The organism is Streptomyces sp. NPDC051578, from assembly GCF_044454045.1.
Taxonomy (GTDB): domain Bacteria; phylum Actinomycetota; class Actinomycetes; order Streptomycetales; family Streptomycetaceae; genus Streptomyces.
Genome location: NZ_JBITDH010000003.1, coordinates 485458 through 511218 on the forward strand (window position 1 = coordinate 485458; position 25761 = coordinate 511218).

Genomic DNA, 25761 nt, shown 5'->3' on the forward strand with positions numbered 1-25761 from the left:
GCATTAGTTTCCCCTGGTTCAACCCTTGACCAGAGGAGCTCCCAGCCAGATGAGTGCACGCCCCCCTGCCGCCGCAGGCCGACGCTCCAGGGCCTCGTCGCCATGGATACGCCGGGCCGCGATCGTGGTCTCCGTCCTCAGCACCGTGGCGGTGCTGGACGGACCGGCCGTCGCCGTACCGGCCGCCCGCACCGCCCCGGCCCCCGCGCCCCGCACCGGCCCCGCCGCCGCGGAAGCCCCCGACGCGGCCTCCGCGTTCCTGATGGCCCGGCTCCAGCACCGCCGCATCGAGATCACCGGTGAGCGGACCGACTCGACCACCACGTACGCCCAGCCGAACGGCACCACCTCGGTGGAGAGCTTCTCGGGCCCGGTACGCGTGAAGGACGCCAAGGGCGCCTGGCAGCCGATCGATACGCACCTCGTCCAGTCCGGCGGCGCCATCAAGCCCAAGGCCGCCGCGGCGGACGTCGCCCTCTCCGACGGCGGCTCCGGTGAGCCGCTCGTCGAGGTCGAGCGGGGACGGCACTCGCTCGGCATCGGCTGGACGGGCACCTTGCCCAAGCCGGAGCTCAAGGGTTCCACCGCGACGTACAAGAACGCGGTCGCGGGCGGCGGCGACCTGGTCGTCACCGCGTTGAAGGAAGGTTTCTCCCACTCGGTCGTCCTCCACGAGCGCCCCAAGGGCCCCGTCGAGTACCGCATACCCGTCCAGGCGAGCGGCCTGCGGCTCACCGAGACCGACGACAAGCGCCTGCGCTGGGAGGACGACAAGAGCCAGGCGAAGGCCACCGCCCCCGCGCCGGTGATGTGGGACTCCTCCTACGACCGGGCCTCGGGCGACGCGGAGCACATCGCCCCCGTCGAGGTGGACGTCGAGCAGGCCAAGGACGGCCGGGGCCAGGTCATGGTCCTCAAGCCGAGCCAGGCGTTCCTCAACGACCCCAAGCTTACGTACCCGGTGACGATCGACCCGACCGACTCCCTCATGGGCCCGGTCACCGACACCTGGATCCAGTACGACGACTACCTCACCTCCCAGCGCGGTTCGACCGAGCTGAAGTCGGGCACGTACAACGGCGCCGAGAAGGCCCGTTCGTTCTTGAAGTTCAACGTCGACAAGTACAAGGGCAAGCAGATCCTGGACACGGACCTGCGGCTCTACTCCACCTACTCCTCGACCTGCTCCACCGCGAACTCCGGCAACCAGGTCCGCCGGATCACCGCCGACTGGGATCCCTCGGCCATCACCTGGTCGAACCAGCCGGCTACCACCGCCACCGGAGCCGTCACCTCCACCGCGGCCAAGGGCTACAACTCCTCCTGCCCGGCCGGCCTGGTGTCCTGGGACGTCGACGCGATCGTGCAGGCGTGGGCCGACGGCCAGCCCAACTACGGCGTGCGCATCGCCGCCGTGGACGAGAGCGACCCGCTGACCTGGCGCCGCTACTACTCGGCCAATCAGACCGACGGCGCGCACAACGCCGCTTACGAGCCCTCGCTCACGGTCAACTACAACACCAAGCCCGGCGCGGCCGTGCCGGTCGCGCCGTTGTCGGGTACGTCGACCAACGACACCACCCCCACGCTGACCGCCAAGGCCACCGACGCCGACGGCAACACCGTCCAGCTCTCGTACGAGATCTGGACGTCCACCGGCACCACCGCCGTGCAGAGCGGCAAGTCGGCCTTCACCGCCTCCGGCACGAACGCCCCCTGGACCCCGGCCACCGCGCTGGCCCCGGGCAGCTACAAGTGGCGCGCCACCGTGTCCGACGGCACCACCCCCAACGGCACCTGGTCCGCCTGGCAGACCTTCACGGTCGACACCACCAAGCCTGCCAACACCGCCGTGTCCTCCACGGCCTTCCCGGCCGGCCAGTGGTCGGGCACCCCGGACGCGGGCGGCGACTTCAGCGGCCCCTTCACCTTCACACCGCCCACCGGCGACGTGAAGGACATCCAGTACAGGCTCGACTCGGGTGCCTGGACCACCGCCGCCACCACCGGCACGGCCGTCACCAAGACCCTCACCTTCAAGGCCGGGGCGCACACCGTCACCGCCCACACGCGTGACGCGGCCGGCAACGTCTCCGCCGACACGGCCTACGTCTTCAACGCGGGCAAGGGCGCGGCCCTGACCACCCCCGGCGACGGCGAACGCCCGGCCCGCCGCACCGGCCTGATGGCCCAGGGGGACACCTCCTACACCGGGGTCCGCTACCAGTTCCGCCGCGGTGAGACCGACCAGTGGCAGGACGTGCCCCCCGCTCACGTGCGGGTCAACTCCACCGGCGCCGCGCTCTCCGCCTGGCCGGTCGCGGTCAGCGGCGGCAAGCCCGCCCCGCTGACCTGGGAGATCACCACCACCCTGCCCGAGGACGGGCCGGTCGACGTGCGCGCCGTGTTCAGCGCAGCCACCACCACCGAGGCCTCCCCGGAGGTGTCCGTCACGGTCGACCGCGCGGCCGGCGCCGCACCCTCGCTCCCCGTGGGCCCCGGCTACGTCAACAGCCTGACCGGTGACTTCACCCTCCAGGCCACGGACGCGGACGGCGCGGGCACGGCGGTGACCCGTACCGCCTACTCGCGCGACGGCCACGCCGAGGACGACGGCCAGGTGCGGATCTTCGGACCCGAGTGGGTGTCCGGCGTCTACGCCGAGATCACCGACTCGTCCTACACAGGCCTGCGCAAGACCTCCGGGACCTCCGTCGAGGTGCTGATGGATGAGGGCACGATCGGCTTCACCGCCACTTCCGGCGGCGGCTGGAAGCCCGAGGACGGCGCCGAACAGCTCACCCTGACGGGCCAGCTGACCGGAACCTTCACCCTGACGGACGACGACGGCGCCACCACGGTCTTCAAGAAGGTCGACCCGGCCGCCGACACCTGGCAGGTCGAGTCCACGAAGCTGCCCACCGACAACACCACCACCCGCGTGGTCTCCGAGAAGGTCCCCGTGGGCCCGAAGGTGCTCGCCCGGCCCAAGTACCTGATCGCCCCCAGCACCGCCGCGACCTCGGACGCCTGCGCCTCGGCCCCCGCCACCGCGGGCTGCGAGAGCCTGGAGTTCGTGTACGCCACGGCCACCACGGCCACCGGCTACACCACCGCCGCCGACTTCGGCGACTTCGCCGGCCAGGTCAAGGAGATCCGCCGGTGGGCCACGGCGCCCGGCGCCACCGCGGCCACCAGCCAGGCCGTCTCGACGTACCGCTACGACAAGGACGGCCGGCTGCGCCAGCAGTGGGACCCGCGCCTGTCGCAGGCCACGCAGGTGCAGTACTCGTACGACACCGGCAACCGCGTCTACTGGATGATGCCGGGCACCGAGCTCCCGTGGACCTTCACCTACGGGAAGGCCGGCACCTCGCCGGCCGCCGGTGACGGAATGCTCCTCAAGGCGTCCCGCCCGTCGCTCGCGCAGGGTTCCAAGACGGTGACCGACGGCGGTTCCATCACCAACTCCGTCGTCTACAACGTCCCGCTGACCGGCGCGAACGCCCCCTACAAGCTGGGCGCCGCCGACATCGCCGCCTGGGGGCAGACCGACGCCCCCACCGACGCCACCGCGGTGTTCCCGCCCGACTCCGTGCCCGCCGGAAACGACGGCTCGGCGCTGACGGCCACCGCCTACAAGCGGGCCGCCGTCACCTACGTCAACGCCTCCGGACGCGAGGTCAACACCGCCCAGCCCGGCGGCCACATCTCCACCACCGGCTACAACGCCGACGGCGCCGTCGTGTACACCCTGTCGGCCGCCAACCGGGAACTGGCCCTCGCCACCTCCGGCCCGGCCCTCGACCGGCTCGCCGACCTCGGCATCGCCGACGCCGGCACCGCCGAGCGTGCCGCGCTGCTCGCCGAGACCAAGGAGTACAGCGCGGACGGGCTCCGACTGCTGCACTCCTACGGCCCGCTGCACCAGGTGGAACTCGAACAGGGCGCCGCCGACCTGCCCGCAGGCAGCGAGGTCCCTGCGCGCCTGCACACCGCCACCGCCTACGACGAGGGCCGGCCCGCCGACGCCGCCGTCAGCGGACAGCCCACGACCGTGACGACCGGCGCCTTCGTGCCCGGCCGCGCGGGCGGTGACCTCGACACCCGCACCAGCACGACGACGTACGACTGGGCCAAGGGCCTGCCCCTCAAGGCGGCCGAGGACCCGGCGGGTCTCAACCTCGTCACCAGCACCGCGTACGACGCCCAGGGCCGTGTGGTCTCCACGACGCTGCCCAAGGGCGGCACCGCAGCCACCCGCGTGACCTCGTACTACACGGCGGCCGGTACCGGTACCTGCGGGGGCCGCCCCGAGTGGGCGGACAAGGTCTGCTCCGAGGGCCCGGCCGATCCGGCCGCCGGCACCACCTCGGTCTACGAGTACGACGCCCACGGCGAGATCTCCAAGACGACCGAGAAGGCCGGCTCGGAGGTCCGCGTCACGCAGGTCACCCGCGACGACGCCGGACGCGTCACCCGGACCGCCGTCACCGGCGGCCTCGGCACCGCCGTGCCCGAGACGGTCCGTACGTACGACCCGGTGAACGGCAAGCTGACCAGCGTCACCGCGGGCGGCAAGACGGCCGCGTACGGCTACGACGCGCTCGGCCGCCAGGTCTCCTACGACGACGGCGCCGGCAACGTCACCACCACCGAGTACGACCCTCTGGGACGGATGGTGAAGGTCGCCGACTCCGCGCCCTCCACGGTCACGTACGCCTACGACACGGCCAAGGAGCCGCGCGGACTGCCCACCTCCCTGACCGACTCGGTGGCCGGGACCTTCGGCGCCACCTACGACGCCTCCGGCGAGGTCGCGAACGAGACCCTGCCCGGCGGCTACACCCTGCGCACGGTCACCGACGAGACTGGCTTCACCACGTCACGCGCCTACACCCGCGACGCGGACGGTGCGTCACTGCTCACCGACGTGGCCGTACCGACGGTCTACGGCCAGACCGGCTCCGGCGCCCGCAGCGCGGGCGCCAGCACCGGCCAGAGCTTCCGCTACGACCGCACCGGCCGGCTCACCGACGTCGACGAGTCCGGCGCGTACGGGCAGCAGCACCGCACGTACGGCTTCGACGCCGACTCCAACCGCACGCGCCTGGTCTCGACCCGGGACCAGGACGGCGCACCGGCGTCCACGACGACCGACTACACGTACGACGCCTCGGACCGGCTGACCGGCACGGGCATCTCGTACGACGCCTTCGGCCGCACCCTCACCAAGCCGGACACGGTCTTCGGCTACTACGCCAACGACCTGGTCCGCCAGCAGACGTCGGGCGGCCACCGCCAGACGTGGAACCTCGACGCGCAGGGCCGCCTGGGCTCCTGGACCGCCGAGACCCTCGACGCCCAGGGCGCCGTCACGGCGTCGGTCAACTCCGTCAACCACTACCGGGACGCGTCGGACAACCCGACCTGGACCGTGGAGGACGTCGCCGCTAACCTGCGCAGCCGCAACGTCACCGGCCTCTCCGGAGAGCTGGCCGCCGTCACCGGAACCGCGGGCGACACGGTCCTCCAGTTCACCGACCTGCACGGCGACGCGGGCGTCGCACTGCCGCTCGACCCGCAGAAGCCGCTGTCGGTGGCCGACACGGACGAGTACGGCAACGTCCGCGAGGGGACCGCGTCGGCGCGCTACAACTGGCTCGCCGCGCAGCAGCGGGACTCGGGCACCCCGGCCGGGGTCGTCCTGATGGGTGCACGCCAGTACGACCCCTCCACGGGCCGTTTCCTGTCGGTGGACCCGGTGTACGGCGGCAACGCCAATCCGTACGAGTACTGCTCGGGTGATGGTGTCAACTGCACCGACCTCACCGGTCAGTACGGGGCGAACAAGTGGGGCTGCGGCGCCTTCGTGGACTACCCGCACCCTTCGCACACCGTCCACGGACGCATCAACGTGCACGCCGACCTCAAGTGCAAGAAGAAGGTGCCGAGCTTCTCCATCCACATCACGCTCTACCGGTCCCGCTGGTACGGCTGGGAGAAGATGGACACCGGCTACGAGTCCGGAAGCAACAAGTACAAGGCCCGCGCTGTGGCCAACTGGGCGCCGCACGGACACTGCTACTACTACAAGGGAGTGGGCGACTTCATGATTGCCAGCGGCCCGCACGGTTCGGGGCACCGGATCTACGGCACCGTCTACAACTACGACAAGCACTACCTGCAGGGCAAGAGCGAGATGTGCGTGTGACGGACGGTCCGCGGACCGTGTGTCTGCTGCACTGGCACGGTGAGCCCCCCTACGGGCTGACCGTGCTGGGCGTGCCGGCGGACCGACTGGACGAGGCGGAGGAGGCGGCGGGGACGGCCCTGGCCGGCCTGCACCTCCCCGCCTCGTGGCAGGACGCGGAACCGGCGCTGCGCCGGAGCGTGGTCGCCGCGTGCCGGCCGGTACCGGCCGGCCGCCTGTGGCACGTGACGGACGACCGGCCCGGCACCGACGCGGGCCGTGCCCGGCGGGACTGCCTGCGGGCGCTCGCCGACGAGTGGCCCGGGGCCGAGCCGGTCGCGGACCGGGACCGGCTGCCGGGACTGGAGGCCCTGCTGCGGCTGACGGCGCTGGTGTGCCGGATGCCGCCCGAGGTCTGGCTCGACGCCGAGGAGGACCTGCTGGACATCTACGACACGTACACGGTGGGCGGCCTGTGAGCCCGGCCGCCTGACCACGCCGACCGCCCCCGACCGGACTCCGGTCGGGGGCGGTCGGCATTCGCGGCCACCGGTGTGCTCAGGCCGCGGCCCCGGCCGCCGGCTCCGGCTTCCAGTCCCGGGCGAGGAGCCCGAGCAGCACCTCGTCCATGAACTCGCCCATCACCCACGCCGATGAGCGCAGCACGCCCTCCCGGACGAAGCCGTTGCGCTCGGCGGAGCGCAGCATCGCGGTGTTGTCCGACAGCGTCTCGATCTGCAACCGCTGGAGGCCGCGCACGACGAAACCGTAGTGGCACAGCACCGCCACCACGTCGGTACCGTAGCCCTTGCCGCGGCAGGACGGCAGCAACCCCAGCCCGATGTGCGCGGACCGGTTGTGGGTGTCGATGCCCCACAGCGCGGCGGACCCGACGAGCGTGCCGGCCTCCAGCTCCACGACGGAGAACCGGACGTTCCCCTGATCCTTGTCGTCCACCACGAGCCGCGGATCCTTCGAGCCGGGCGAGATCGGCCGCCACGGCCCGCCCTCGGCCCGCGCGGAGTTGACCACGTCGTCGTAGAGCTCGGTCCGCAGGACCGCTATGTCTTCCTCGTGCCGGGCCCTGAGCCCGACCTCGCCACCTCTCAGCATGCGGGCTTTCTACCGGCCCGCCCGTCCCGGCGGCAAACCATTTAGCGGGCCGGCCGGTTGGCGGCCTAGCCGGCGCTGACGGCCGTCAGGTGCGTCGTGCCGTCGCGGAGGGAGGCGATGCGGACCTGCCCCGCAGGGAAGGGGTCCCGGCCGTTCGGGCCGGGTACCTGCGCGAAGGGGGTCCAGGTGCCGTCCGGCTTCCTGAGGGCGTGCCAGATCCGGCCGTCCAGTCCGACCGCGACGATCTGCGCGGAGCCGTCCGGTGTTCCCGCGATCGCGAGGGCGCTGGCTCCCATGGTGGGTGTGGTGACGCCGCGCGGCGGCTGGAATCCGGTCCAGGAGCCGTCGGGCCGCTGCTGCTGGTGGTACACGAGCCCGTCGAGCGGGACCCGAGAACGTCGGGGCGCCGTTGTAGCCGGCCAGACGGCCCCAGGCCGTCCACGTCTCGTCCCGTCCGCGAACGCAGTGGTACATGGCGCCGTCCGTGCCGTAACCGAGCAGCTGGGCGGACCCGTCGGGCATGGCGGCGACCGACACTTTCGTCGCGCCCCACCGGCCGCTCGCGGTGAACCCGGGCACGGGCCGGAACCCGGGCAGGGAGCCGTCGGCCCGCCGCTGCTGGTGGAAGGCGGTGCCGTCCAGGGCCGTCACCACGATCTGGCAGGTCCCGTCGGGGAAGGCGGCGAGGTCCGCATCCCGGACCGCGAAGGAGCTCGCGCCGTCCGGTCCGGCGACGCGCTGCCAGGGCCGGAGTGTGAGCGCACCCCGTACGACGGTCAGCCACAGGCCGTTGTCGGGCGCGATGCCCAGTACCACCGCCGAACCGTCTGCCATGCCGGCCACGGCGCTCTGCACCCCGGCGAAGGACGCCGCGCCGCCGTCGGCCCCCGGCAGCGGACGCATGCCGCTCCACGATCCGTCGGGGCGGCGCTCGGTGTGGAACAGCGCGCGCCGCTCGACGTCGTACGGGGGCAGTTGCGCCGGGTAGAACCAGACCGGGTTGGTGAGGGCCACCAGTTGGTCCAGCGTGGTGGAGGCGGGCTTGGGCCGGCGCACCTCGGCGCGGGCGAAGAGGCAGGCCCTGCCCCAGCCGCGCCAGCGCAACTGTCCGCTGCCGCTGGAGTCGATGCAGGTGGCGGCCATGATGCCCCACTCGGTGTACAGCGTGGCGATGCTGTCCGGGGCGCCCGTCACGTCCAGGGTCACGTCGACGGTGTCGAAGAACGACAGGGGTAGTTCCTCGCCGGGGCCCGCCATCGCCGAGCCGGTGCGCGCGGTGAAGTCGACGCTCACGGCGGCGGATTCGATGGCGTACGACCGGCCCATGCGCAGCGCGTCCAGCAGGGCGGGCGTGGAGAGGCTGGTCGCGTGCACCACGTTGTGCGGCCGGCCGACGGCGTCGGCAGGGCTGTGGGCGTCGCTGTTGCCCACGGCCGCGACGCGTTTGCCGAGGCACAGCATGACGTGCCAGGCAGCGATGTTGGCCGCGTCGTCCAGCGTCCACGGCCCGTTCCACACCTCCAGCGCGTCCACGCGGTCAAGGCCGAACTCCCAGAAGGAGCCCGCTGCCGGAGTGAGCGGATGGGCGGCGATGGTGAGTCCGCCGAGGCTGTGCACGCGCCGGGCGTGACTCTCGAACGCCCCTTGGTCCGCGGGGCCGTAGCGCCAGTCGACCCATTCGCCCTGGGGCAGGCCGACGGCCAGCCAGTGCCCGTGGCGGGTGGTGACCTCCTCGGCGTTGACGACCAGCAGGTCCGTCGGGACGTTGCCGCGCCAGGCCAGACCGGTGGAACTGGTGTTGTGGTCGGAGGTGGCGATGAAGTGCAGCCCCTCCTGGCGGGCGGCCGCGACGATCTCGTCCACCGTGCGCTGGCCGTCGGAGTGCACGCTGTGCAGGTGCAGGTCGCCCCGGTACCAGCCCGGCCCGCGCCCCGCCAGCGACGTGGGCAGGAGGTCGTACGGGGTCCGGGGCAGCGGGTCGCCGAAGTGCAGTGTGACGTCGACCTGCCAGGTCATGCCGCCGTCGGCGCCGACCATCGGCCCCAGGATGACCGACCAGCTGCCGGGCTCGACCGGTCCGGGCAGGTAGCCGGGGGTGGCGTCCGCCGCGGAGAGGGTGAAGCCGGCCCGCGCCCCTCCTGACCAGCCGCGGAAGCCGGAGGGGCCGAAGACGCCGAGGTCCAGGACGCCGGCGGCGGCGTCGTGGGAGGTGTCGACGGAGATCCGCTGCACCCCCGCGGGGACGTCGAAGGCGACGTACGCCCACTGGTCGTTGCCCTTGGGGGCGCGGCCCTGGTAGGTGGTGGTCACGGTGTCGGTCCCCTGGCCCCTGGTCGCGGCGTGCGCGATCGGTGCGGGCAGCAGCGCGGCGGCCCCGCCCGCGGCCAGCAACGCCCCTAATCGGAGCAGCGACCTGCGCTCGACCACCGGGCCGGCGCCGACGGGGCCGACCGGGCCGACCGGGCCGACTGGGCCCACGGGGGCGCCGGGGGTGTTCGGGAGGTGTTCACTCGACACAGCTGTGCTCTCCGTTCACATGAGGCGAAAGGAAGGGCGTGCAGGTGTACGGGTGCGGGTCCGGACGGAGCCGGGCAGGGGACGGGGGAGGAGGGGAGCGGAGGGGGCGAGCCGGCGGTCCCGCCGTGCGGGGCGTGGCCGCCGGCGTTCAGCGGTGCGAGCGCTGGGCTTCGACGATCTGTCGCACGGAGCCGTCGAAGTCCATGCGGGCCTGGACCCGTTCGGCGAAGCCGGGGAACTGCCCGGCGACGGCGCTCAGCAGCCGCAGCTCAAGCGGCGCCACGTTGACCTCGCACCGGTCGCGGTGCACGGCCCGTACGACGCCGTCGGCGACCTGCCCGGGCGACACGGTCCTGAGCCCCTTGGGCGGGGTGGCGCCGGTGGCCGCGAACATCCCGGCCCCGCGGACGAACCCGGGCTGCACCAGGGACACGCCCACCCCCGAGCCCCTCAGTTCCTGGCGCAGGGCGAGGGCGAATCCGCGCAGCCCGAACTTCGTCGCGTTGTACAGGGAGGTCGACTTGGTCGCCGCCTTGCCGGACATGGAACCGACCAGCACGATGTGGCCGCGGCCGCGGGCCACCATCCGCGCCGAGAGCAACCGGGACAGCAGGACGGGCGCGCGCAGGTTGACGTCGAGCGCGCGGTCGAGCTGTTCCTCGGTGTAGTCCCCGAGGTCGCCGCTGGCGGGCAGGGCGGCGTTCGCGACGAGGACGTCCGTCCCGGCGCAGGTCTCGGCGAGACGGACGACGTCGGACCGGACGGCCAGATCGGCGACTGCCGTGCGGGCTCCCCAGGCGTCGGCGACGGACTTGAGGGCGTCCTGGCGGCGCCCGCTGACCGTGAGGCGGGCGCCCTGCGCCGTCAGGCGCGCGGCCAGGGCAGAGCCGATGCCTCCGGTGGCCCCCGTGAGCAGAACGTTCGATCCGGAAATGTCCACGATCACTCCTGTGGGGCGGCCCTCTACTGTTCGTTCGAACGAACAATAGGGACTGCCCGGTAGGCTGTCCACACCCCGGACGTCCCCAACTCCGCGGCTCCGTAAGGGCGCTGCCATCGGTCCGTGGGGCAGAATGCGGTCATGCCCCATGCCTCCGAGACCCGCCAGAACATCATCGACGCCGTACTGCGGATCATCGGGCAGGACGGAATCGCCGCCGTCACCAACCGTCGGATCGCGAAGGAGGCAGGAGTCTCCCTCGGTTCCGTCACCTACCACTTCGCCACCCAGCACGAGCTGCTGCGCGAAAGCCTGCTGCACTTCGTGGCCGAGGAGACCCGGCACTTCACGACCCTCGCCGACGAGTGCACCGACGAGCACTTCGACATCGGGCAGGCGGCCGGGGTGGTGGCGCAGGTCGCGGGCGGGAACGCCTTCGACAGCCGCCACATCGCGCCCTTCGAGCTGTACGTCCAGGCCGGCCGCGACGAACGGCTGCGTGCCGCCGCGGCCGAGTGCTTCGCCGCCTACGACCTGCTGGCCACCCGGATCCTGACCCAACTCGGAGTGCCGGAGCCCGGACGGCTGGCCGGCGTGGCGGTCGCCTTGGTCTTCGGCCAGCAGCTGCGCCGCCTGGCCACCGGAGCCCCCGCCGAGGACCTCGTGGACACCCTGCTGGTCCTCATGCGGTTCGCTCCCGCGCAGACCCCGTAGAGCCCGGCGAAGGCATCGTCCCGCGCAACCCCGTAGAGCCCGGCGAAGGCACCGTTCCGGCCCGGCCCGGCTCGCGTCGTGTCAGACCCCGGTGGTGGCCGCGGGCTGCTCGCCGACCACGACGAGGAAAGCGTCGCGTTCCAGGTCCATCACCACCCGCGCCGCCTCACCCCGTGCGCACCGCTCGGCAGCGGCCTCCTCGGCGGGCCAGCTGCCCCGCGGCCCCCCGGCGGGGAAATGGTCGACCACCCTAGCGCTCGTCATGCCCGGCACCTCCAGCCTCGAAGACCCTGCCGAGCGGTTGCCCCGACGGGCGGCGGACATGCGCGTCCCGGCAGCGCCGGGCGCCGCCGCACCCGCACCGGCGGCAGCCCCTCCGCCGTTCGCACCAGGCGGGAGGTCGGCGCTGCGGATCGTCGCTAGGTTCGGGCGGTATGAAGCGCGTACCGAACGACCCCGGGCCCACGCGGCGTACCCTGCTCACCGTCGGGACCGGTGCGGTGCTGGCAGCAGGGTGCGCTCCCGCCGGCGCACCCGCCGCGCCGGGCCCCAGCCCCAGCGGCTCCACGTCCCCCGGCCGGCCCACCGGCGGACCCGCCCCCGGCGTGATGACGCTCTTCCAGGACCCGGCCTACAACTTCAACGGGCTCTTGGCGCTCGGTGCTGCCGGCGCCGGCAGCAGCGAGGTGGGCGAAGTCCTCACCGCCGTGAACACGATCAACGGAGCCGGCCTGTCCGCCCAGACGTACGTCGACACCTTCCGCAAGCTCGGCGACCGGCTCCTCACGGCGCCCGCGGGAGCACCGGCCGACAGTCAGACCAAACGGTTCAGGGCGCTGCGCGCCGCGCAGTACTACGGCCAGGCACTGTTCTTCGTCCTCGGCTCCGACGCCCCAGGCAGCGAGGAGCAGCTCTACAGGTCCGGGCGGAAGGCCTGGGACACCTTCTGTGACCTGTGTGAGCCGGCCGCGGTGAAGGCCACCGTCCCCTACGGGAGTACGCCGCTGCCGGTGTGGTTCTTCCGGCCCGACGAGGAGAGCACCCCCCGGCCCACCGTCATCCTGACGAACGGCAGTGACGGCCAGAACGTCGACATGTGGACCTACGGCGTGCCGGCGGCCCTCGAACGGGGCTGGAACGCGCTCGTCTACGACGGCCCGGGCCAAGGGCAGTTGCTCTTCGTCGACCGCGTGGTGTTCACCCCCACCTGGGAGAAGGTCGTCAGCCCCCTCGTCGACTGGCTGTCGGCCCGCCCGGACGTGGACCCCCGCAGGATCGCCCTGACCGGTCTGAGCATGGCGGGCGATCTCGCCCCGCGGGCGGCGGCCTTCGACGAGCGGATCGCGGCGCTGGTGGCCATGCCGGGCTGCATCGAGCCCTGGCTCGGCTTCCCGCCCGAGATCCGCAAGATCCTCACCCCCGGCAAGGAGCAGACCAACGACATCTGGAACAAGGAGGTCGTGCCCGAACTGCCCCCGGCCGCCGCCGCGGTCATGAAGAAGCGCTTCGAACCGTTCTCCGCGCCGGGCATGCTGGAAGCCCGTCAGGGCAAGCTGTTCACGGACTTCTACACCCCGGCCACCCGCATCCGCGCCCTGGCGATCACCGATGTCGTCGGCCGCATCAAGGCACCCACCCTCGTCCTGGACTACGACGACGAGCAGTTCTACCCCGGCCAGCCGCGCCGGATATACGACGCGCTCACCGGGCCCAAGGACTACCTGAAGCTGACCGCGGCCGAGGGCGCACAGCTCCACTGTTCCCCGATGGCCCCGCAACTGCACTGCGAGGTCGTCTTCGACTGGCTCCAGCACACGTTGCCGGGACGCTGAACGGCGGCGGACGAGCCCCCGCTCCGTCGGCGCGTCGTGGACCGCCCCGGACCGCCCCGGACCGCCCGGGACCGCCCGGCAGCGCAGCCCGACAGACCTAGGCGGACCTGCGGCGCATGGCCCGGCGGACCCCGTACAGGACCACCAGCAGCACGATGACGACGAGCACGACGATCAGGAGCTTCGCGAAGAGCCCGCCCTTCTTCTTGCTCTTCTTCTTGCTCTTCTTGTTCCCGGTGGTGCCTTTGACGGGGGAGGACGCCGGCGCCGCGTGGAGAGAGGCCGCCACGTTGGCGCCGGTGGGGAGGGCGTGCTGCGCGAGAGCCGCTGCGGCGGGAGCCTGCCGGGCGGCCGGCACGGCCGCCGTTGCCGTGGCCGCAGGGCCCAGCAGCAGCCCTGTCAGTACGAAGAGCGGTACGAGAGCCGCCGCTACGGGGCGCTTGCGCGGATTGCTGTTCGTCGTCACTTTTTCCCCTGTTCTCCGGGGCCCGGATCCGGCCCGGTGGAATCCGGACCGTCGGGCCTTGGAGCATCGTCGACGAAGCACGTGGGCTGGTCAACGCCGTCGAGTGGGCGACCTCTGATCAATCCCGACGGGCAGCGACGGCACCCTGGGGTGGACGCGCGCCGGACCCGCGCCCGGGGCCGGTGCTCAGCGTACGACGGCCATGCTGTCGGCGACCTTGTCGTGCAGGCACTGCTGGTACGGCCTGTCCCAGCAGCACCACAGCGGGTTGAGCAATCCCAGGCCGGGTACGACGACGGCCACCAGCCAGAACGCCTCACGCCCGGCGGCGCGCCAGAACCCCATCGGGGCAGCGCTCTCCCGGCGCACGACCCGGATACCGCAGATGCGCTTGCCCAAGGTGGACCCGAACTTCCATACCGGCAGGGCGAAGTACAGGACGAATGAGGTGACGAGCCAGGCCATGAGCACGGTCACCGCGGGGGCGCCGCCGTCCGCGTCGATCCACATCATCACGGGGATGGCCAGGACGAAGTACCCGATGTACCAGAAGATCACGTCGAGCACCCGGGCACCGAACCGGGCGCCGATGTTCGCCAGGCCGGCCGGCACTCCGTAGGCCGGGCCCGCCGGCGCCCCGGCGGGGGAGGACTGCCAGGGCGGCGGGTACTGCGGGTACTGCGGGTACGGAGCCTGCTGTGGGTACTGCGGGTGCTGCGGGGGGATCGACATGGTGCCTTCCTGGCGGAGAACTGTCTGCGTTGTGCACTGCTCATCCTATTGACTGCAAATATTGTTGAATCTGGCCCGATTGGCCGGAAATCCTGGTCGATTTGGTGACAACCGCATTGATGTTTCATCATCATGACCGCGCGTCAGCTTCGTGCGCGCATTCGAGAAGGCGGGGGCGTCAGAGCCCCGTTCCTCCTTCCGTTCCCTCTCCCGTCACCTAGGCAAAGGCCCATGTCCGCCCAGCACCTCCCGGACCTCATACGCTTCGCCCGTCACAACTCGCCCTACTACCGCGACCTTTACGCATCCCTGCCGCCGGACACCGACCGTCTCACCGACCTGCCGGTGATCGACCAGCAGGACTTCTGGGCGGCCAACACCCTCCGCGACAACCGCGTACTGACCGGCCCGCTCAGTGAGGCCACCGTCTACAAGACCGGCGGCACCACGGGGTCCCCCAAGTTCTCCGTCTACACGCGAGACGAGTGGCGCACCTTCGTCACCTCGTTCGGGCAGGGGCTCGTGGACGCGGGTCTGCGCCCGGGGCACCGCGTGGCCGACCTCTTCTACGCCGGAGAGCTGTACGCCAGCTTCCTCTTCGTCCTCGACTCGCTCGCCCACGCGCCCGTGGACAACGTCCGGCTGCCCATCGGCGGCGGGGCCCGTCCGGAATCGACGCTCCCCGCGCTGGACGAACTCTCCGCGCAGGTCCTGGCCGGCACGCCCACCACCCTGTGCCGGCTCGCCGAGCAGGTGGTCTCCGGCGGTGTCCGGCTCGACTCGGTGGAGCTGCTCTTCTTCGGCGGCGAGGCCCTGTTCGAGGACCAGCGGCGCCTGCTGGCCACCGCGTTCCCCCGCGCCGAGGCACGCTCCATCGGGTACGCGAGCGTCGACGCCGGGCTGCTCGGCCGCCCCGTGCCCGGCTCCGACACCCGCGTGCACCGGCCCTTCTCGCCGTACACGGTCGTGGAGATCCTGGACGACGTCACCGGCGAGCCCGTCACCGAGCCGGGCCGGCCCGGCCGGGTGGTCGTCACCAGCCTCTTCCGCCGCCTGATGCCGATCATCCGGTTCCCCGCCGGTGACCGTGCCGAATGGACCGGCACCGGCCCCGGACACTTCCGGATCCTCGGCCGCGCGGAGGAGGGCGTACGCGTCGGACCGGTCTCCCTCTACACCCAGGACGTGCAGAACGCGGTCGCCGCGGCGGACACCGCCGGGCGGGTGGTCGGCCTGCAGCTCGTCGTGCGGCGCTGGGACGGCCGGGACGGGCTGGTCCTTCGGCTGGCGACGGCCCCGGGCGACGACGGCGCCGCGAGCGCAACCTCCGGCGAACCCGCCGACGGCCTGCCGGCCCTGGCCGAAGCAGTCCTCGCCGAACTGGAAGCCGTACGGCCGCTCTACCCCGACAGCGTGCGCGCCGGGTTCGTGCACCCCCTGTCGGTGGAGTGGGCACGCCACCGCGACCTCACGGTCAACCCCCGCACGGGCAAGCTCGTACGCGTCCTCGACGAGAGGCCCACCGCATGACCGCCACGCCTTCACCCGCGCCTTCGTCTCCGGGCGCACCCGCCGTCATCAACGAGGCCGATAACGAGTCGGGTGCCCGGGCCACCGGCCGCCGCACGCCGCTGGTCCTGCGCAACCGCGCCTTCGCCGCCGTGTGGCTCGGCCAGGTCCTCACCCAGGCCGCGGTGCGCATGTTCCAGGTCGGTGTCTCCTGGTGGATCGTCGCCCAGGCCGTGAACGACGCCCGGGGCCTGGCCTCGGGGCTGTTCATGGCGGCCTGCACGCTGCCCGCCGTGGCGCTGGCGCCCGTCGTGGCCGGGGCCATCGCCCGCTACGCCCACCGCTCGGTGCTGCGGACCGCCGCCGCCCTCGCCGGGGCCGCCTCGTGCGCCCTCGCGCTGTGGGCGCACGACGAAGCCCTGCCCCTCACCGCCGTGTACGCCGCCGCCCTCGCCCTGGCCACCTGCCAGGCGTTCTTCGATCCCTGTCTGACCACCTCGGTGCCCGAACTCGTCGACGACGCCGACATCGAGGCGGCCACCGGCTTCGAGCTGTCCACCCAGTCCCTGGCGGGCCTCGGCGGCGCGCTGCTCGGCGCCCTGACCGTCGACCGCATCGGCGTGGCCGGGCTGGCAGCGGGCTGCGCGGCCGCCTACCTCGGCGCCGCCCTGCTCGTCGCGAGCGCCCGTTTCCGCACCACGGCGCCCCAGCCGTCCGGCGCCGCGGAAGGCCCGGCCGACGCCCCGTCAGCCGCGCCCCGGCGCCGCGGGCTGTTCGGCATCCTGCGCGAACTGCCGTACGTGCGGCGGATCCTGATCTGCTTCACCGCGGCGAACCTCTTCACGACCGCCGTCTTCGTCGTCATCCCCCTCTACACCCGCTCGGTCCTCTCCGGCGACGGGGCCACCGTGGCCCTGCTGGAGGCCTCCCTCGGTACCGGCGCGCTCATCGGCGCCTTCACCGGCGCCCGGGTACCGGGCCGGCCCACCGTCGCGGGCGCCTACTGCCTGGGCCTCATGGCCGTCGCCCTGGCGCTGCCCGGGCTGGTCGCCCACCGGACGGTCATCGCGGGCTGCCTGGCCGTGTCCGGCTGGTGCGCGGGGGCCGTCAGCGTCCGGTTCGTCGCCCTCTTCCAGCGCCTCGTGCCCACGGCCGACAAGCCCGGCTTCTTCGCCGTGATGCAGGCGGTACTGGGCTCCTCGCTACCGGTGGCGTCCCTGCTCTTCGGCGCGGCGGGTGACTTCCTCTCGCCCCGCACCCTGTGCCTCGTGCAGGGCGCCGGCCTGCTCCCCGCCGCCCTCGCGCTGGCCCTCCTGGGCTCCCGCACGCCCGCACCGCCGCCCGGGTCGGCTCCGGAGCGGGACGCGGAACCCGTCGGGGGTGTGCGGTGAGCCCCCTCATCAAACCGGCCACGCGCGAGGACATCGCCGAACTGCGCCAGCTCTACTACGCCGTCTACGGGCCGCACTACCCCGTCGCCCTGGGCACCGACCCGGCCGAGATGGCCCGTCTCATCGCCGACCCGCACTCCCTCTGGCTCGTCGGCCGTTGCCCCGACACCGGGGCCCTGACGGCATCCGCGGTCATCCGCGGCGACGCGGGCAGCCGCATCGGCCGCCTGGAAGGCATCGCGGTCCACCCCGGGCACCGCTCGGGGGGCCTGGCCGCCGCGCTGACCGGGGCCCTGTGCACCGAGATGCTCGACACCGGGCGACTGGACTCGGTCTACGCGACCGTGCGCACCGTGAGCGCCGGGCCGCAGCGCGTCGTTGCCCGCAACGGCTTCCGCCCGCTCGGCATCCTGCCCAACGCGGTGGACCTCAGCAGCCGCGAGAGCCTCGCACTCTACGCGCGTCATTCCGCCGGGGTGCTGGGCCGCCGGATCCCCGTCGCCGAAGTCCCCGCACCCGTCATGCCGTTGCTGCGCACCTGCGAGGACGCGCTCGGCATCTCCTACCCCGGGGTCAGGGCCGTTTCCGGCCCGTTCCGGGAACCCGCTTCCCAAGGGGCCGCGGAACGGCTGGAGATGATCGAGGCACCGGCCTTCGTACGACGCCGCTTCCGCGAGCGGTTCCCCGGCGCCGAGGGCTGGTTCTACCCCCTGCACACCCCGAACGTACTGCTCACCCCCGAAGACGGCCGCTTCGAGGTGTACGCCTATCTCAACCGCGCCGGCGGGTACTGCTCGCTGCTGACCGCCCACCCCGACCCCGCGGCGGCCGCCGCCCACCTCGCACCCGTCACCCGCGCCCTGGCCCGGGCCGGAGCCGGCTACGTGGAAGCCCTGGTCCCCCTCGCCCACACGGAAGCCCTCAGCGCCTTCCTGGCCCAGGGCTTCGTCGCCGGAGCCCTGTACCCGGCGATGCGCGCGGACGGCGACGGCTTCCACGACTACGCCGTCCTGTCCCGCTCCAGCGAGCGGATCGACTTCCGCGGAGTCGCCGTCGAACCGTCCCTCCAGCCGTATCTGGACTGCTACGTGTCGGCCTGGGCGTCGACCCACCTGCCCACACCATCCGAGGTTGCCCCATGAACCCCCATCTCGCGCCGGTCGCCGTACCCGACCCGGCCCTCCTGCCGCACGTACAACAGCTGTGCGACCTGACCGACCCCTATGCCCACGGGCCCGAGCAGGACGCGCTGTTCGCCGCCGCCATGGCCGAGACCAACGCCTGGCACGCCGAACGCTCCCCGTTCTTCCGCTCCCTGTACGAAGCCACCCCCGAGGCGCACCCGTACCGGGCCCCGCTCGTCCACGCCAACTTCTTCAAGCGGCACGAGGTGCTCTCCATCCCGCGCGAGGAGGTCGAGCTGCACCTGACCTCCTCCGGAACCACCGGCCAGAAGTCGCAGATGTTCTTCGACCACTGGACCATCCGCTCCGCGCAGCGCATGGTCGCCCGGATCTTCGAACGCAACGGGTGGATCACCCCGGACCAGGAGGTGAACTACCTCCTGTACAGCTACGAACCGGCCCCCTCCCTGAACCTCGGGACGGCCTTCACCGACAACTACCTGTGCGACTTCGCCCCGGCACGCAGCGTCGAATACGCCCTGCGCAACACCGGCGGCGACCACGAGTTCGACCCCTTCGGCTGCATCGCCGCGCTGCGCCGCTTCGAGCGGGAGGACGCCCCGGTCCGCATCCTCGGCTTCCCCGCCTTCCTCTTCTTCACCCTGGAGCGGATGCGGTCCATGGGACTGCCCCCGCTGCGCCTGCCCGAGGGGTCCCTCGTCGTCCTCGGCGGCGGCTGGAAGGGACACGCCGACCGGCGCATCGGCAAGGAGGAGCTGTACGCGCGCGTCACCGAGCAGCTCGGCATCCCCGGTGAACGGATCCGCGACACCTTCGGATCGGTGGAGCACTGCATCCCGTACATCGAGTGCGACCACCACCGGCTGCACGCGCCCGTCTGGTCCCGGGTGACGGTCCTGTCCACCCGCACGCTCGAACCCGTGCCCTACGGGGAGCCGGGCTACCTGCACCTCGTGTCGCCGTACATCACCTCGGTACCGGCCCAGAGCGTGGTCATGGGCGACCTCGCCTCCCTCCGGCCGGGGGACGCCTGCGGGTGCGAGCTGGAGACCCCCTGGTTCACCGTCCACGGCCGCGCCGGGGTGAGCCGCAACCGCAGCTGCGCGGTGGCCGCAGCAGAACTGATGAAGGGAATGGCGTGAGCGAGATCCAGACGGCGACCGACACCGCGACCGGCACCGCGACCGACAAGGTGACCCACACCGAGACCCACACCGAGACCCACACCGAGACCCCCACCGAGACCCCCACCGAGACCCACACCGGGACCCCCACCGCGAACGGTCGCGGGAGCGGGGCCGCGTCCCCGGACGACCGGCACGACGCCGGCGTCGCGCACCACTACTGGCAGGGCGCCTTCATCCGCGACGTGGAGGCCGGGCGCCGCCTCGCCGACCTGCCGGCCGCCGTGGAGGCGGCGCTCGCCTCGGTGCTGGAGACCGAGACGGTCCTGGCCGCCTGCGACGCCCTCGCCACCGCCCTGTGCGACCCGGCCCACCCCGTACACGCCCGGCTCGCCCCCCACCTTCCCGAAGGGGGAGGACCCGGCCGTCCTGGCCGAACTCGGCGGCGCCCTCGGCCGTCGCGAGCTCACCCGCAAGCTTCGCCGGGAGCTCGGCAGCGCGACCCCCGGGCGGATGAACCGGGCCGATCCGCGTGAGACGGTCTACGAGGCCTGGGCCCCCGTCGGCCTGGTCGCGCACATCGCCCCGGGCAACAGCGCGACGGTCGCACCGCTCAGCATCGTCGAAGGCCTGCTCGCCGGAAACGTCAACATCCTCAAGACCAGCAGCGCCGACACCCTGCTGACACAGCACCTGATGGCCGAACTCGCCGCCCTGGACCCCAGCGGCGCACTGGCCGCGCGGATCGTCGTGCTGCGCTTCCCGTCCTCCAGGCAGGAGTGGCTGCGCCTGATGTGCGCACCCGCGGACGCCGTGGCCGTGTGGGGCGGCGAAGGCGCCGTCGAAGGGGTGGCGGCTCACGTACCGCCCGGCTGCCGGCTCGTGGAGTGGGGACACCGCATCTCCTTCGCCTACCTCACGGCCGACGCCTGGTCCGACGCCGGCACCCTCGACGCCCTCGCGGCCGACGTGTGCCTGCACGAGCAGCAGGCGTGCTCCAGCCCCCAGGTCGTCTACCTCGACACCGAGGACGCGGGCGAGGTGTTCGCCTTCGCCGAGCGCTTCGCCGCGGCCCTCGCCTCCCGGCCGCCGGCCGCGTTCGCCGCCGGGGCGGACGACCCGGACCCCGCCCAGGAGGCCGAGCTGACCACCACCGAACTGGTGGCCCGGCTGGAGGAACACCTCGGTCTGACCCGTGTGTTCGCCGCGCCGGACGGCTCGTGGCGGGTCATGGCCGACATCCGCCCGCCGCTCGCCGCCTCACCCCTGCACCGCAGCGTGTGGGTCAAACCACTGCCCCGCAAGCGCATGATCGCCACCTTGCGCCCGATGCGCCGCTACCTGCAGACGGCCGGCCTCGCGGGCAGCCCCACCGACATCGCCGAGCTCGCCCGTACCGCCTTGGCCGCGGGCGTCACCCGGGTGACGCCGGTCGGCTCCATGCTGGACAGCTACGCGGGTGAACCCCACGACGGCGTGTACGCCCTGCAGCGCTACAGCCGCCGCGTGGCCGTGCAGGCCGACCCGGCCCGCTTCGCGACCACCGCCTGCCTCGACGACCTCGCCCGCCCCCTCCTCCTGCCGCAGCCGACGGGACCCCTCCTGGGCAAGGAGGACGTACGGGAGCAGGGTCGGCACCTGGCGCGGGCCGACGCCGAGCTGTTCTTCCGCAGCGGCGGCAGCACCGGCGCGCCGGCGCTGTCGGTCTTCAGCTACGACGACTACGACACCCAGATGCACGCCGCCGCCCGCGGCCTGCTCGCCGCCGGCTACGACCCGGTCGGGGACCGCACCGCCAACCTGTTCTACTGCGGCGCCATGTACGGCAGCTTCATCAGCTTCTTCTCCGTACTGGAACGCCTGGGCGGAGTCCAACTGCCCCTGTCCGCCGGGCCCGACCACAGCGCCACCGCCCGGGCCCTCATCGACCACGGGGCCGACACGCTGTTCGGCATGCCCTCCTACCTCTGGCAGCTCCTGCACGCGGAGGAGGACGCACTGCGCGCGTACGGCGGCCTGCGCAAGATCTTCTACGGTGGCGAGCACTTCACGCAGGAGCAGCGCAGCGCCCTCAAGGAAAGGTTCGGCATCGAGGTCGTCCACTCGATCACCTACGGCAGCACCGACCTCGGCCCGCTCGGGTACCAGTGCACCGAGAGCTCCGGCGGCGTCCACCACCTGCACGCCGACCTGCACACGATGGAGATCGTCGACCTGACCGAGGACCGGCCGGTGGCCCCGGGCGAGACGGGCCGGCTGGTCTTCACCACGCACTCCCGGCGCGGCCAGCAACTGGGCCGGTACCTGATAGGCGACCTCGGGCGGGAAGTACCGGGCCGGTGCGCCTGCGGTCGGCACGCGCCGCGCTTCGAGCTGATGGGACGCACCGGTGACGTGATGCGGGTGGCGACGTACTTCCTCAACCACCGCCGCATCCTCACCCTGGCCGAGGAACAGGGCGGCCACCGGGGCGAGTTGCAGGTACGGCTGGACGCGGCGGACGCGCGCGAGCGGCTCACCGTGCGGGTGGAGCGCGGCGGGACGACGGACCCGGCCCGGCTCCGGGAGGTCTTCCTGAGCGGCTACCCGGAACTCCGCGCGGCGGTGACCGAACGACTGCTGGACCTGGTGGTCGAGGCGGTCGACGGCGCCTCGCTGGACCGCAGCCCGACCAGCGGAAAACTCCTGGCGGTGGTGGACGCCCGCCGCTAGGCGGCTCGGCGCTCGACGGGACCCCGGTGGCGAAGACCTCCGGTGCGGGGGGAACCCCACCGCGCGCGGAGGTCTTCGTACCCCACCGGCGATGCCCGGGCGCCGGCGGGGGGGCTCTGCCCGTGCGCGGGGCACCGCCGGTGCCGCGTTCGCCGGCCGGAGCGGTGATCCTTGGATCATGCGTGCCGCCCGCCTGATCCGTATGGCTCTCCTGTTGCAGTCGAACCCCGGCCTGACCGCCGCCGCACTCGCTCGCGAGCTGGAGGTCTCCGAGCGGACCGTGATCCGCGACGTCCAGGCGCTGCAGGAGGCCGGAGTCCCCGTCCGGTCGGAGCGCGGCCGGGCCGGTGGGTACTTCCTGGCCCCGGGCTACCGGACCCGGCTCACCACGCTCCACCCGAGCGAGGCGGAAACCCTGTTCCTGTCGGGGCTGCCGACGGCCTTGCAGGACCTGGGCCTGTCCGACGCGGCGCACACTGCCCGGCTCAAGCTGACCGCGACCCTGCTCCCGTCGGTGCGCGAGGCAGCCGAATCGGCGGCGCGCCGTTTCCACCTCGACGCCCCGGCCTGGTTCCGGGAGCCGTCCACGCCCGCTCTGCTCCCGGACCTGGCCCGCGCCGTCTGGGCCGACCGGGCCGTCGAGCTGGCGTACGAGCGGCCCGGCCGGGACGGCTCACCGCCTTCCACGGCGACCCGGGTGGTGGAGCCGTACGGGCTCGTACTGAAGGCCGGTACCTGGTACGTCGTCGCCCGTATCCCCGGTGCACGCCGGGACCGGGACGGCGGCTGGCGTACCTACCGCGTCGACCGCATCACCGCCCTCGCCCCCGCTCCCGGCGCGCAGGAACCGTTCGTGCGCGATGCGGCCTTCGACTTGGCCGCGCACTGGGAGTCCCGCTCGGCCTCCTTCGCCCGTGCGCTGCTGCGCACCACGGTCACGGTCCGGCTGACCGGACAGGGGCTGCGCCGTCTGCCCGCCGTCGTGGATGCAGCCGCCGTCGAGGAGGCGCTGGCCTGCGCGAGCGTCCCGGACGCCGCCGGGCGGGTCACGCTCGGGCTGCCCGCCGAGTCCGAGGACGTGGCGTTCGACCAGCTGGCCCGGCTCGGCGCAGATGCCGAGGTAATGGCCCCGCTCTCCCTGCGCGCCCGCTTCCGCGAGCGCGCGGCGGCCCTGGCCGTCCTCTACCAGGATGACCCGCAGGAGGCGGGGCGGGAGGAAACCCGGGATCAGCGGTAGTCCTCGGGGGAGCCCTCCTTCCCTCCGTAGACGACGTCCTCGAAGTACGCCCAGGCGTCCGGCCGGCTGCCGTCCACGTCCGTCACCCCGTACGCCTTGGCGAGTTCCCCGCTGGAGGTGGACTTGCCGTTCCACCGCTCGGCGCGGTCCGGGTCGGCGGCCAGTGCCACCACCGTCCGGGCCAGGTACTGCGGGGACTCGGCAATCGCGAAGGCCGGCTCCCGGGCGATCGCGGCGCGCCAGTTCTCCTCGGCGACGCCGAAGAAGGCGAGCATCTGCTCCGAGCGCAAGAAGCCGGGCGAAACCGCGACCGCCGCGCCCCCGTATTCCGCCAGCTCCTGCCCCAGCCCGAACGCGAGGCGGATCGGAGCGTTCTTCGCCAGGTCGTAGTACATGTTCTCGCGGTACCGGCGGTTGGAGTGCGCGGTGCCGTCGGTGACCTCCACGTGCAGTGGCGCGTCCGAGCGGATCAGCAGCGGCAGCAGCAGCGCAGCCGTGATCACGTGGGAGCGTGCGCCCAGCTCCAGGATCCGCAGACCGTCGGCCAGCGGTGTCTCCCAGCTCTTCTTCCCGAACACCGATGACGCGAGGAGGTGTTCGCCGCCCCACAGGTCGTTGACGAGGATGTCGAGACGGCCCTGTTCGCGGTCGATCCGCTCGGCGAGCGCGCGTACCTGGGATTCGTCGAGGTGGTCGGTGGGGACCGCGATCCCGGTACCGCCGGCTGCGGTGACCAGCTCGGCGGTCTCCTCGATGGTCTCGGAGGATCGGCCGACCTCGCTGACCCGGCTCCGGGTGGTGCGGCCGGTGACGTACACGGTCGCACCGGCCCGGCCCAGCTCGACCGCCTGGGCGCGTCCTGCCCCACGGGTGGCACCGGCGACGAGCGCGATCCGCCCGGTGAGGGGGCGCCGGGAGTCGTGCTGACGGGTGTTCTGCATGCTCATGTCCTCGTTGCTCATGTCATCCATCGTTCACGCCAAAACTGACAGAACACGTCACCTTTTAACGGAGTGTCGTGCACCACCCGCGAAACGGCCGAGGGACCGACCGGCGGCCGGTGGGAACGATTCCGTATCGCACCGCGTCCTGAGAGGTGATCAATAGGGTGAATTGGCCCGAACCAGACGGCTGATCGGTTTCGAGCAGTCACACGGACAAAAGGGGAATCGCTCATGGTTGTGCGCTCCAGTCGGCGTCGGATCCTCGGTGGGGCCGCTGCCTCTGCCCTGGCCGCGGTTCTCCCCGCCGGGGGACGGGCCTTCGCCAAGGGCCCGTGGGAAAGGGTGACCACCGGGAGGCTGCGTGCCCTTGAGAGGGCGCATTCGGCCCGACTGGGGGTCTTCGCGCGGGACACCGTCACCGGCAGGACGGTTCTGTACCGGGCCGACGAGCTGTTCCCCATGTGCTCGGCCTTCAAGACGATCGCCGTGGCCGCGGTGTTGAGGGACCTCGACCGCGACGGCAGGTTCCTCGCCCACCGCATCCTGTACACCGAGAAGGACGTGACGGAGTCCGGCTACGCGCCGATCACGGGCCTGCCCGAGAACCTCGAACGAGGTATGACGGTCGCGGCCCTGTGCGCGGCAGCCGTCGACCACAGCGACAACACCGCGGGCAACCTCCTGCTGCGTGAACTCGGCGGTCCCGACGCGGTCACCCGCTTCTGCCGGTCCATCGGCGACCGGGTGACCCGGCTCGACCGGTGGGAGCCCGCGCTGAATTCCGCGGAACCGGGAAGGGCGACCGACACCTCCAGCCCGCGCGCGATCGGCAGCACGTATGACCGGCTCATCATCGGGGACGCGCTCGGCACACCTGACCGGCAACGGCTGACCGGGTGGCTGCGGGGCAACACCACCGGCGGCAACCGCCTGCGCGCCGGCCTGCCGAAGGGCTGGCAGGTCGCCGAGAAGACCGGCACGGGCAGCTACGGCACCACCAACGACGTGGGCATCGCCTGGCCGCCCGGCCGGGGGCCGATTGCGATCGCGGTCCTCTCCACCAAGCACGACCCCGCGGCTGCGGCCGACGAGCCCCTGCTCGCCGATACGGCAGCGGTACTGGCGGCCGCGCTGATGTGATCCCCGGGGGCGGAAGCCCTGCGCCGCAGGATGCCGACCGACCCCGGCTCTG

The 25761-nt window shown here is 72.5% G+C and carries 19 protein-coding genes; 12 read left to right on the forward strand and 7 right to left on the reverse strand.

Features of this window, described 5'->3' with window-relative positions; all coding sequences use genetic code 11:
• The first annotated feature begins 49 nt into the window (after positions 1 to 49).
• Both ACIA6C_RS18335 and ACIA6C_RS18340 read left to right on the forward strand, forming a co-directional pair.
• Positions 50 to 6214 (forward strand): DNRLRE domain-containing protein, encoded by a 6165-nt coding sequence (locus ACIA6C_RS18335; protein WP_399277004.1) that lies wholly within the window; start codon positions 50 to 52, stop codon positions 6212 to 6214.
• On the forward strand, positions 6211 to 6672 hold the full coding sequence (locus ACIA6C_RS18340; protein ID WP_399277007.1) for a hypothetical protein: 462 nt from the start codon (positions 6211 to 6213) through the stop codon (positions 6670 to 6672). The genes ACIA6C_RS18335 and ACIA6C_RS18340 overlap by 4 nt, the downstream gene beginning before the upstream one ends.
• A gap of 79 nt (positions 6673 to 6751) precedes the next feature.
• Here the strand turns inward: ACIA6C_RS18340 and ACIA6C_RS18345 are convergent, their stop codons facing one another.
• From ACIA6C_RS18345 to ACIA6C_RS18355, 3 genes are all read right to left on the reverse strand, one after another.
• Complete coding sequence (locus ACIA6C_RS18345) at positions 6752 to 7306, reverse strand: GNAT family N-acetyltransferase (RefSeq protein WP_399277009.1); 555 nt, start codon at positions 7304 to 7306, stop codon at positions 6752 to 6754.
• A 9-nt stretch (positions 7307 to 7315) separates the two neighbouring features.
• Positions 7316 to 9823, reverse strand: a complete 2508-nt coding sequence (locus ACIA6C_RS18350) for a CehA/McbA family metallohydrolase (protein WP_399277011.1) — start codon at positions 9821 to 9823, stop codon at positions 7316 to 7318.
• Positions 9824 to 9971: 148 nt separating this feature from the next.
• Positions 9972 to 10763 carry an SDR family NAD(P)-dependent oxidoreductase gene (locus ACIA6C_RS18355; RefSeq protein ID WP_399277013.1) on the reverse strand — a complete coding sequence of 264 codons (792 nt, stop codon included), beginning with the start codon at positions 10761 to 10763 and terminating at the stop codon, positions 9972 to 9974.
• A 141-nt stretch (positions 10764 to 10904) separates the two neighbouring features.
• Between ACIA6C_RS18355 and ACIA6C_RS18360 the strand changes: the two genes are divergently transcribed.
• Positions 10905 to 11477, forward strand: coding sequence for a TetR/AcrR family transcriptional regulator (locus tag ACIA6C_RS18360; RefSeq protein ID WP_399277015.1), 573 nt, complete (start codon positions 10905 to 10907; stop codon positions 11475 to 11477).
• An 81-nt stretch (positions 11478 to 11558) separates the two neighbouring features.
• On the opposite strand, the gene ACIA6C_RS18365 is transcribed toward ACIA6C_RS18360, so the two are convergent.
• A complete protein-coding gene (locus tag ACIA6C_RS18365; protein WP_361126752.1) occupies positions 11559 to 11741 on the reverse strand; it encodes a hypothetical protein in 183 nt (60 codons plus the stop codon).
• A gap of 170 nt (positions 11742 to 11911) precedes the next feature.
• Between ACIA6C_RS18365 and ACIA6C_RS18370 the strand changes: the two genes are divergently transcribed.
• Positions 11912 to 13309: an alpha/beta hydrolase family protein gene (locus tag ACIA6C_RS18370; RefSeq protein WP_399277017.1), complete on the forward strand. Its 1398-nt coding sequence runs from the start codon at positions 11912 to 11914 to the stop codon at positions 13307 to 13309.
• A 97-nt stretch (positions 13310 to 13406) separates the two neighbouring features.
• On the opposite strand, the gene ACIA6C_RS18375 is transcribed toward ACIA6C_RS18370, so the two are convergent.
• Positions 13407 to 13775 (reverse strand): hypothetical protein, encoded by a 369-nt coding sequence (locus ACIA6C_RS18375; RefSeq protein ID WP_399277019.1) that lies wholly within the window; start codon positions 13773 to 13775, stop codon positions 13407 to 13409.
• Positions 13776 to 13961: 186 nt separating this feature from the next.
• Entirely contained in the window at positions 13962 to 14507 is a 546-nt protein-coding gene (locus tag ACIA6C_RS18380; protein WP_399277021.1) for an RDD family protein, read from the reverse strand.
• Between the two features lie 231 nt (positions 14508 to 14738).
• On the opposite strand from ACIA6C_RS18380, the gene ACIA6C_RS18385 reads away from it, so the two are divergent.
• From ACIA6C_RS18385 to ACIA6C_RS18415, 7 genes are all read left to right on the forward strand, one after another.
• A complete protein-coding gene (locus ACIA6C_RS18385) occupies positions 14739 to 16037 on the forward strand; it encodes a phenylacetate--CoA ligase family protein (RefSeq protein ID WP_399277023.1) in 1299 nt (432 codons plus the stop codon).
• Complete coding sequence (locus tag ACIA6C_RS18390; RefSeq protein WP_399277025.1) at positions 16034 to 17407, forward strand: MFS transporter; 1374 nt, start codon at positions 16034 to 16036, stop codon at positions 17405 to 17407. The genes ACIA6C_RS18385 and ACIA6C_RS18390 overlap by 4 nt, the downstream gene beginning before the upstream one ends.
• Positions 17404 to 18549, forward strand: coding sequence for a GNAT family N-acetyltransferase (locus ACIA6C_RS18395; RefSeq protein WP_399277027.1), 1146 nt, complete (start codon positions 17404 to 17406; stop codon positions 18547 to 18549). The genes ACIA6C_RS18390 and ACIA6C_RS18395 overlap by 4 nt, the downstream gene beginning before the upstream one ends.
• A complete protein-coding gene (locus ACIA6C_RS18400; RefSeq protein WP_399277029.1) occupies positions 18546 to 19694 on the forward strand; it encodes an acyl-protein synthase in 1149 nt (382 codons plus the stop codon). Before ACIA6C_RS18395 ends, ACIA6C_RS18400 begins: the two co-directional genes overlap by 4 nt.
• Positions 19691 to 20212 (forward strand): hypothetical protein, encoded by a 522-nt coding sequence (locus ACIA6C_RS18405; protein ID WP_399277031.1) that lies wholly within the window; start codon positions 19691 to 19693, stop codon positions 20210 to 20212. Before ACIA6C_RS18400 ends, ACIA6C_RS18405 begins: the two co-directional genes overlap by 4 nt.
• Positions 20106 to 22388, forward strand: a complete 2283-nt coding sequence (locus ACIA6C_RS18410; RefSeq protein ID WP_399277309.1) for an acyl-CoA reductase — start codon at positions 20106 to 20108, stop codon at positions 22386 to 22388. The genes ACIA6C_RS18405 and ACIA6C_RS18410 overlap by 107 nt, the downstream gene beginning before the upstream one ends.
• A gap of 178 nt (positions 22389 to 22566) precedes the next feature.
• A complete protein-coding gene (locus ACIA6C_RS18415; RefSeq protein ID WP_399277033.1) occupies positions 22567 to 23625 on the forward strand; it encodes a helix-turn-helix transcriptional regulator in 1059 nt (352 codons plus the stop codon).
• Here ACIA6C_RS18415 and ACIA6C_RS18420 read toward each other — a convergent pair.
• Positions 23616 to 24587 (reverse strand): SDR family oxidoreductase, encoded by a 972-nt coding sequence (locus ACIA6C_RS18420; protein WP_399277035.1) that lies wholly within the window; start codon positions 24585 to 24587, stop codon positions 23616 to 23618. The two genes, ACIA6C_RS18415 and ACIA6C_RS18420, sit on opposite strands and share 10 nt — an antisense overlap.
• Before the next feature lie 213 nt (positions 24588 to 24800).
• On the opposite strand from ACIA6C_RS18420, the gene bla reads away from it, so the two are divergent.
• Positions 24801 to 25709: a class A beta-lactamase gene (gene bla / locus ACIA6C_RS18425; RefSeq protein WP_399277037.1), complete on the forward strand. Its 909-nt coding sequence runs from the start codon at positions 24801 to 24803 to the stop codon at positions 25707 to 25709.
• The last annotated feature ends 52 nt before the right edge of the window (positions 25710 to 25761 follow it).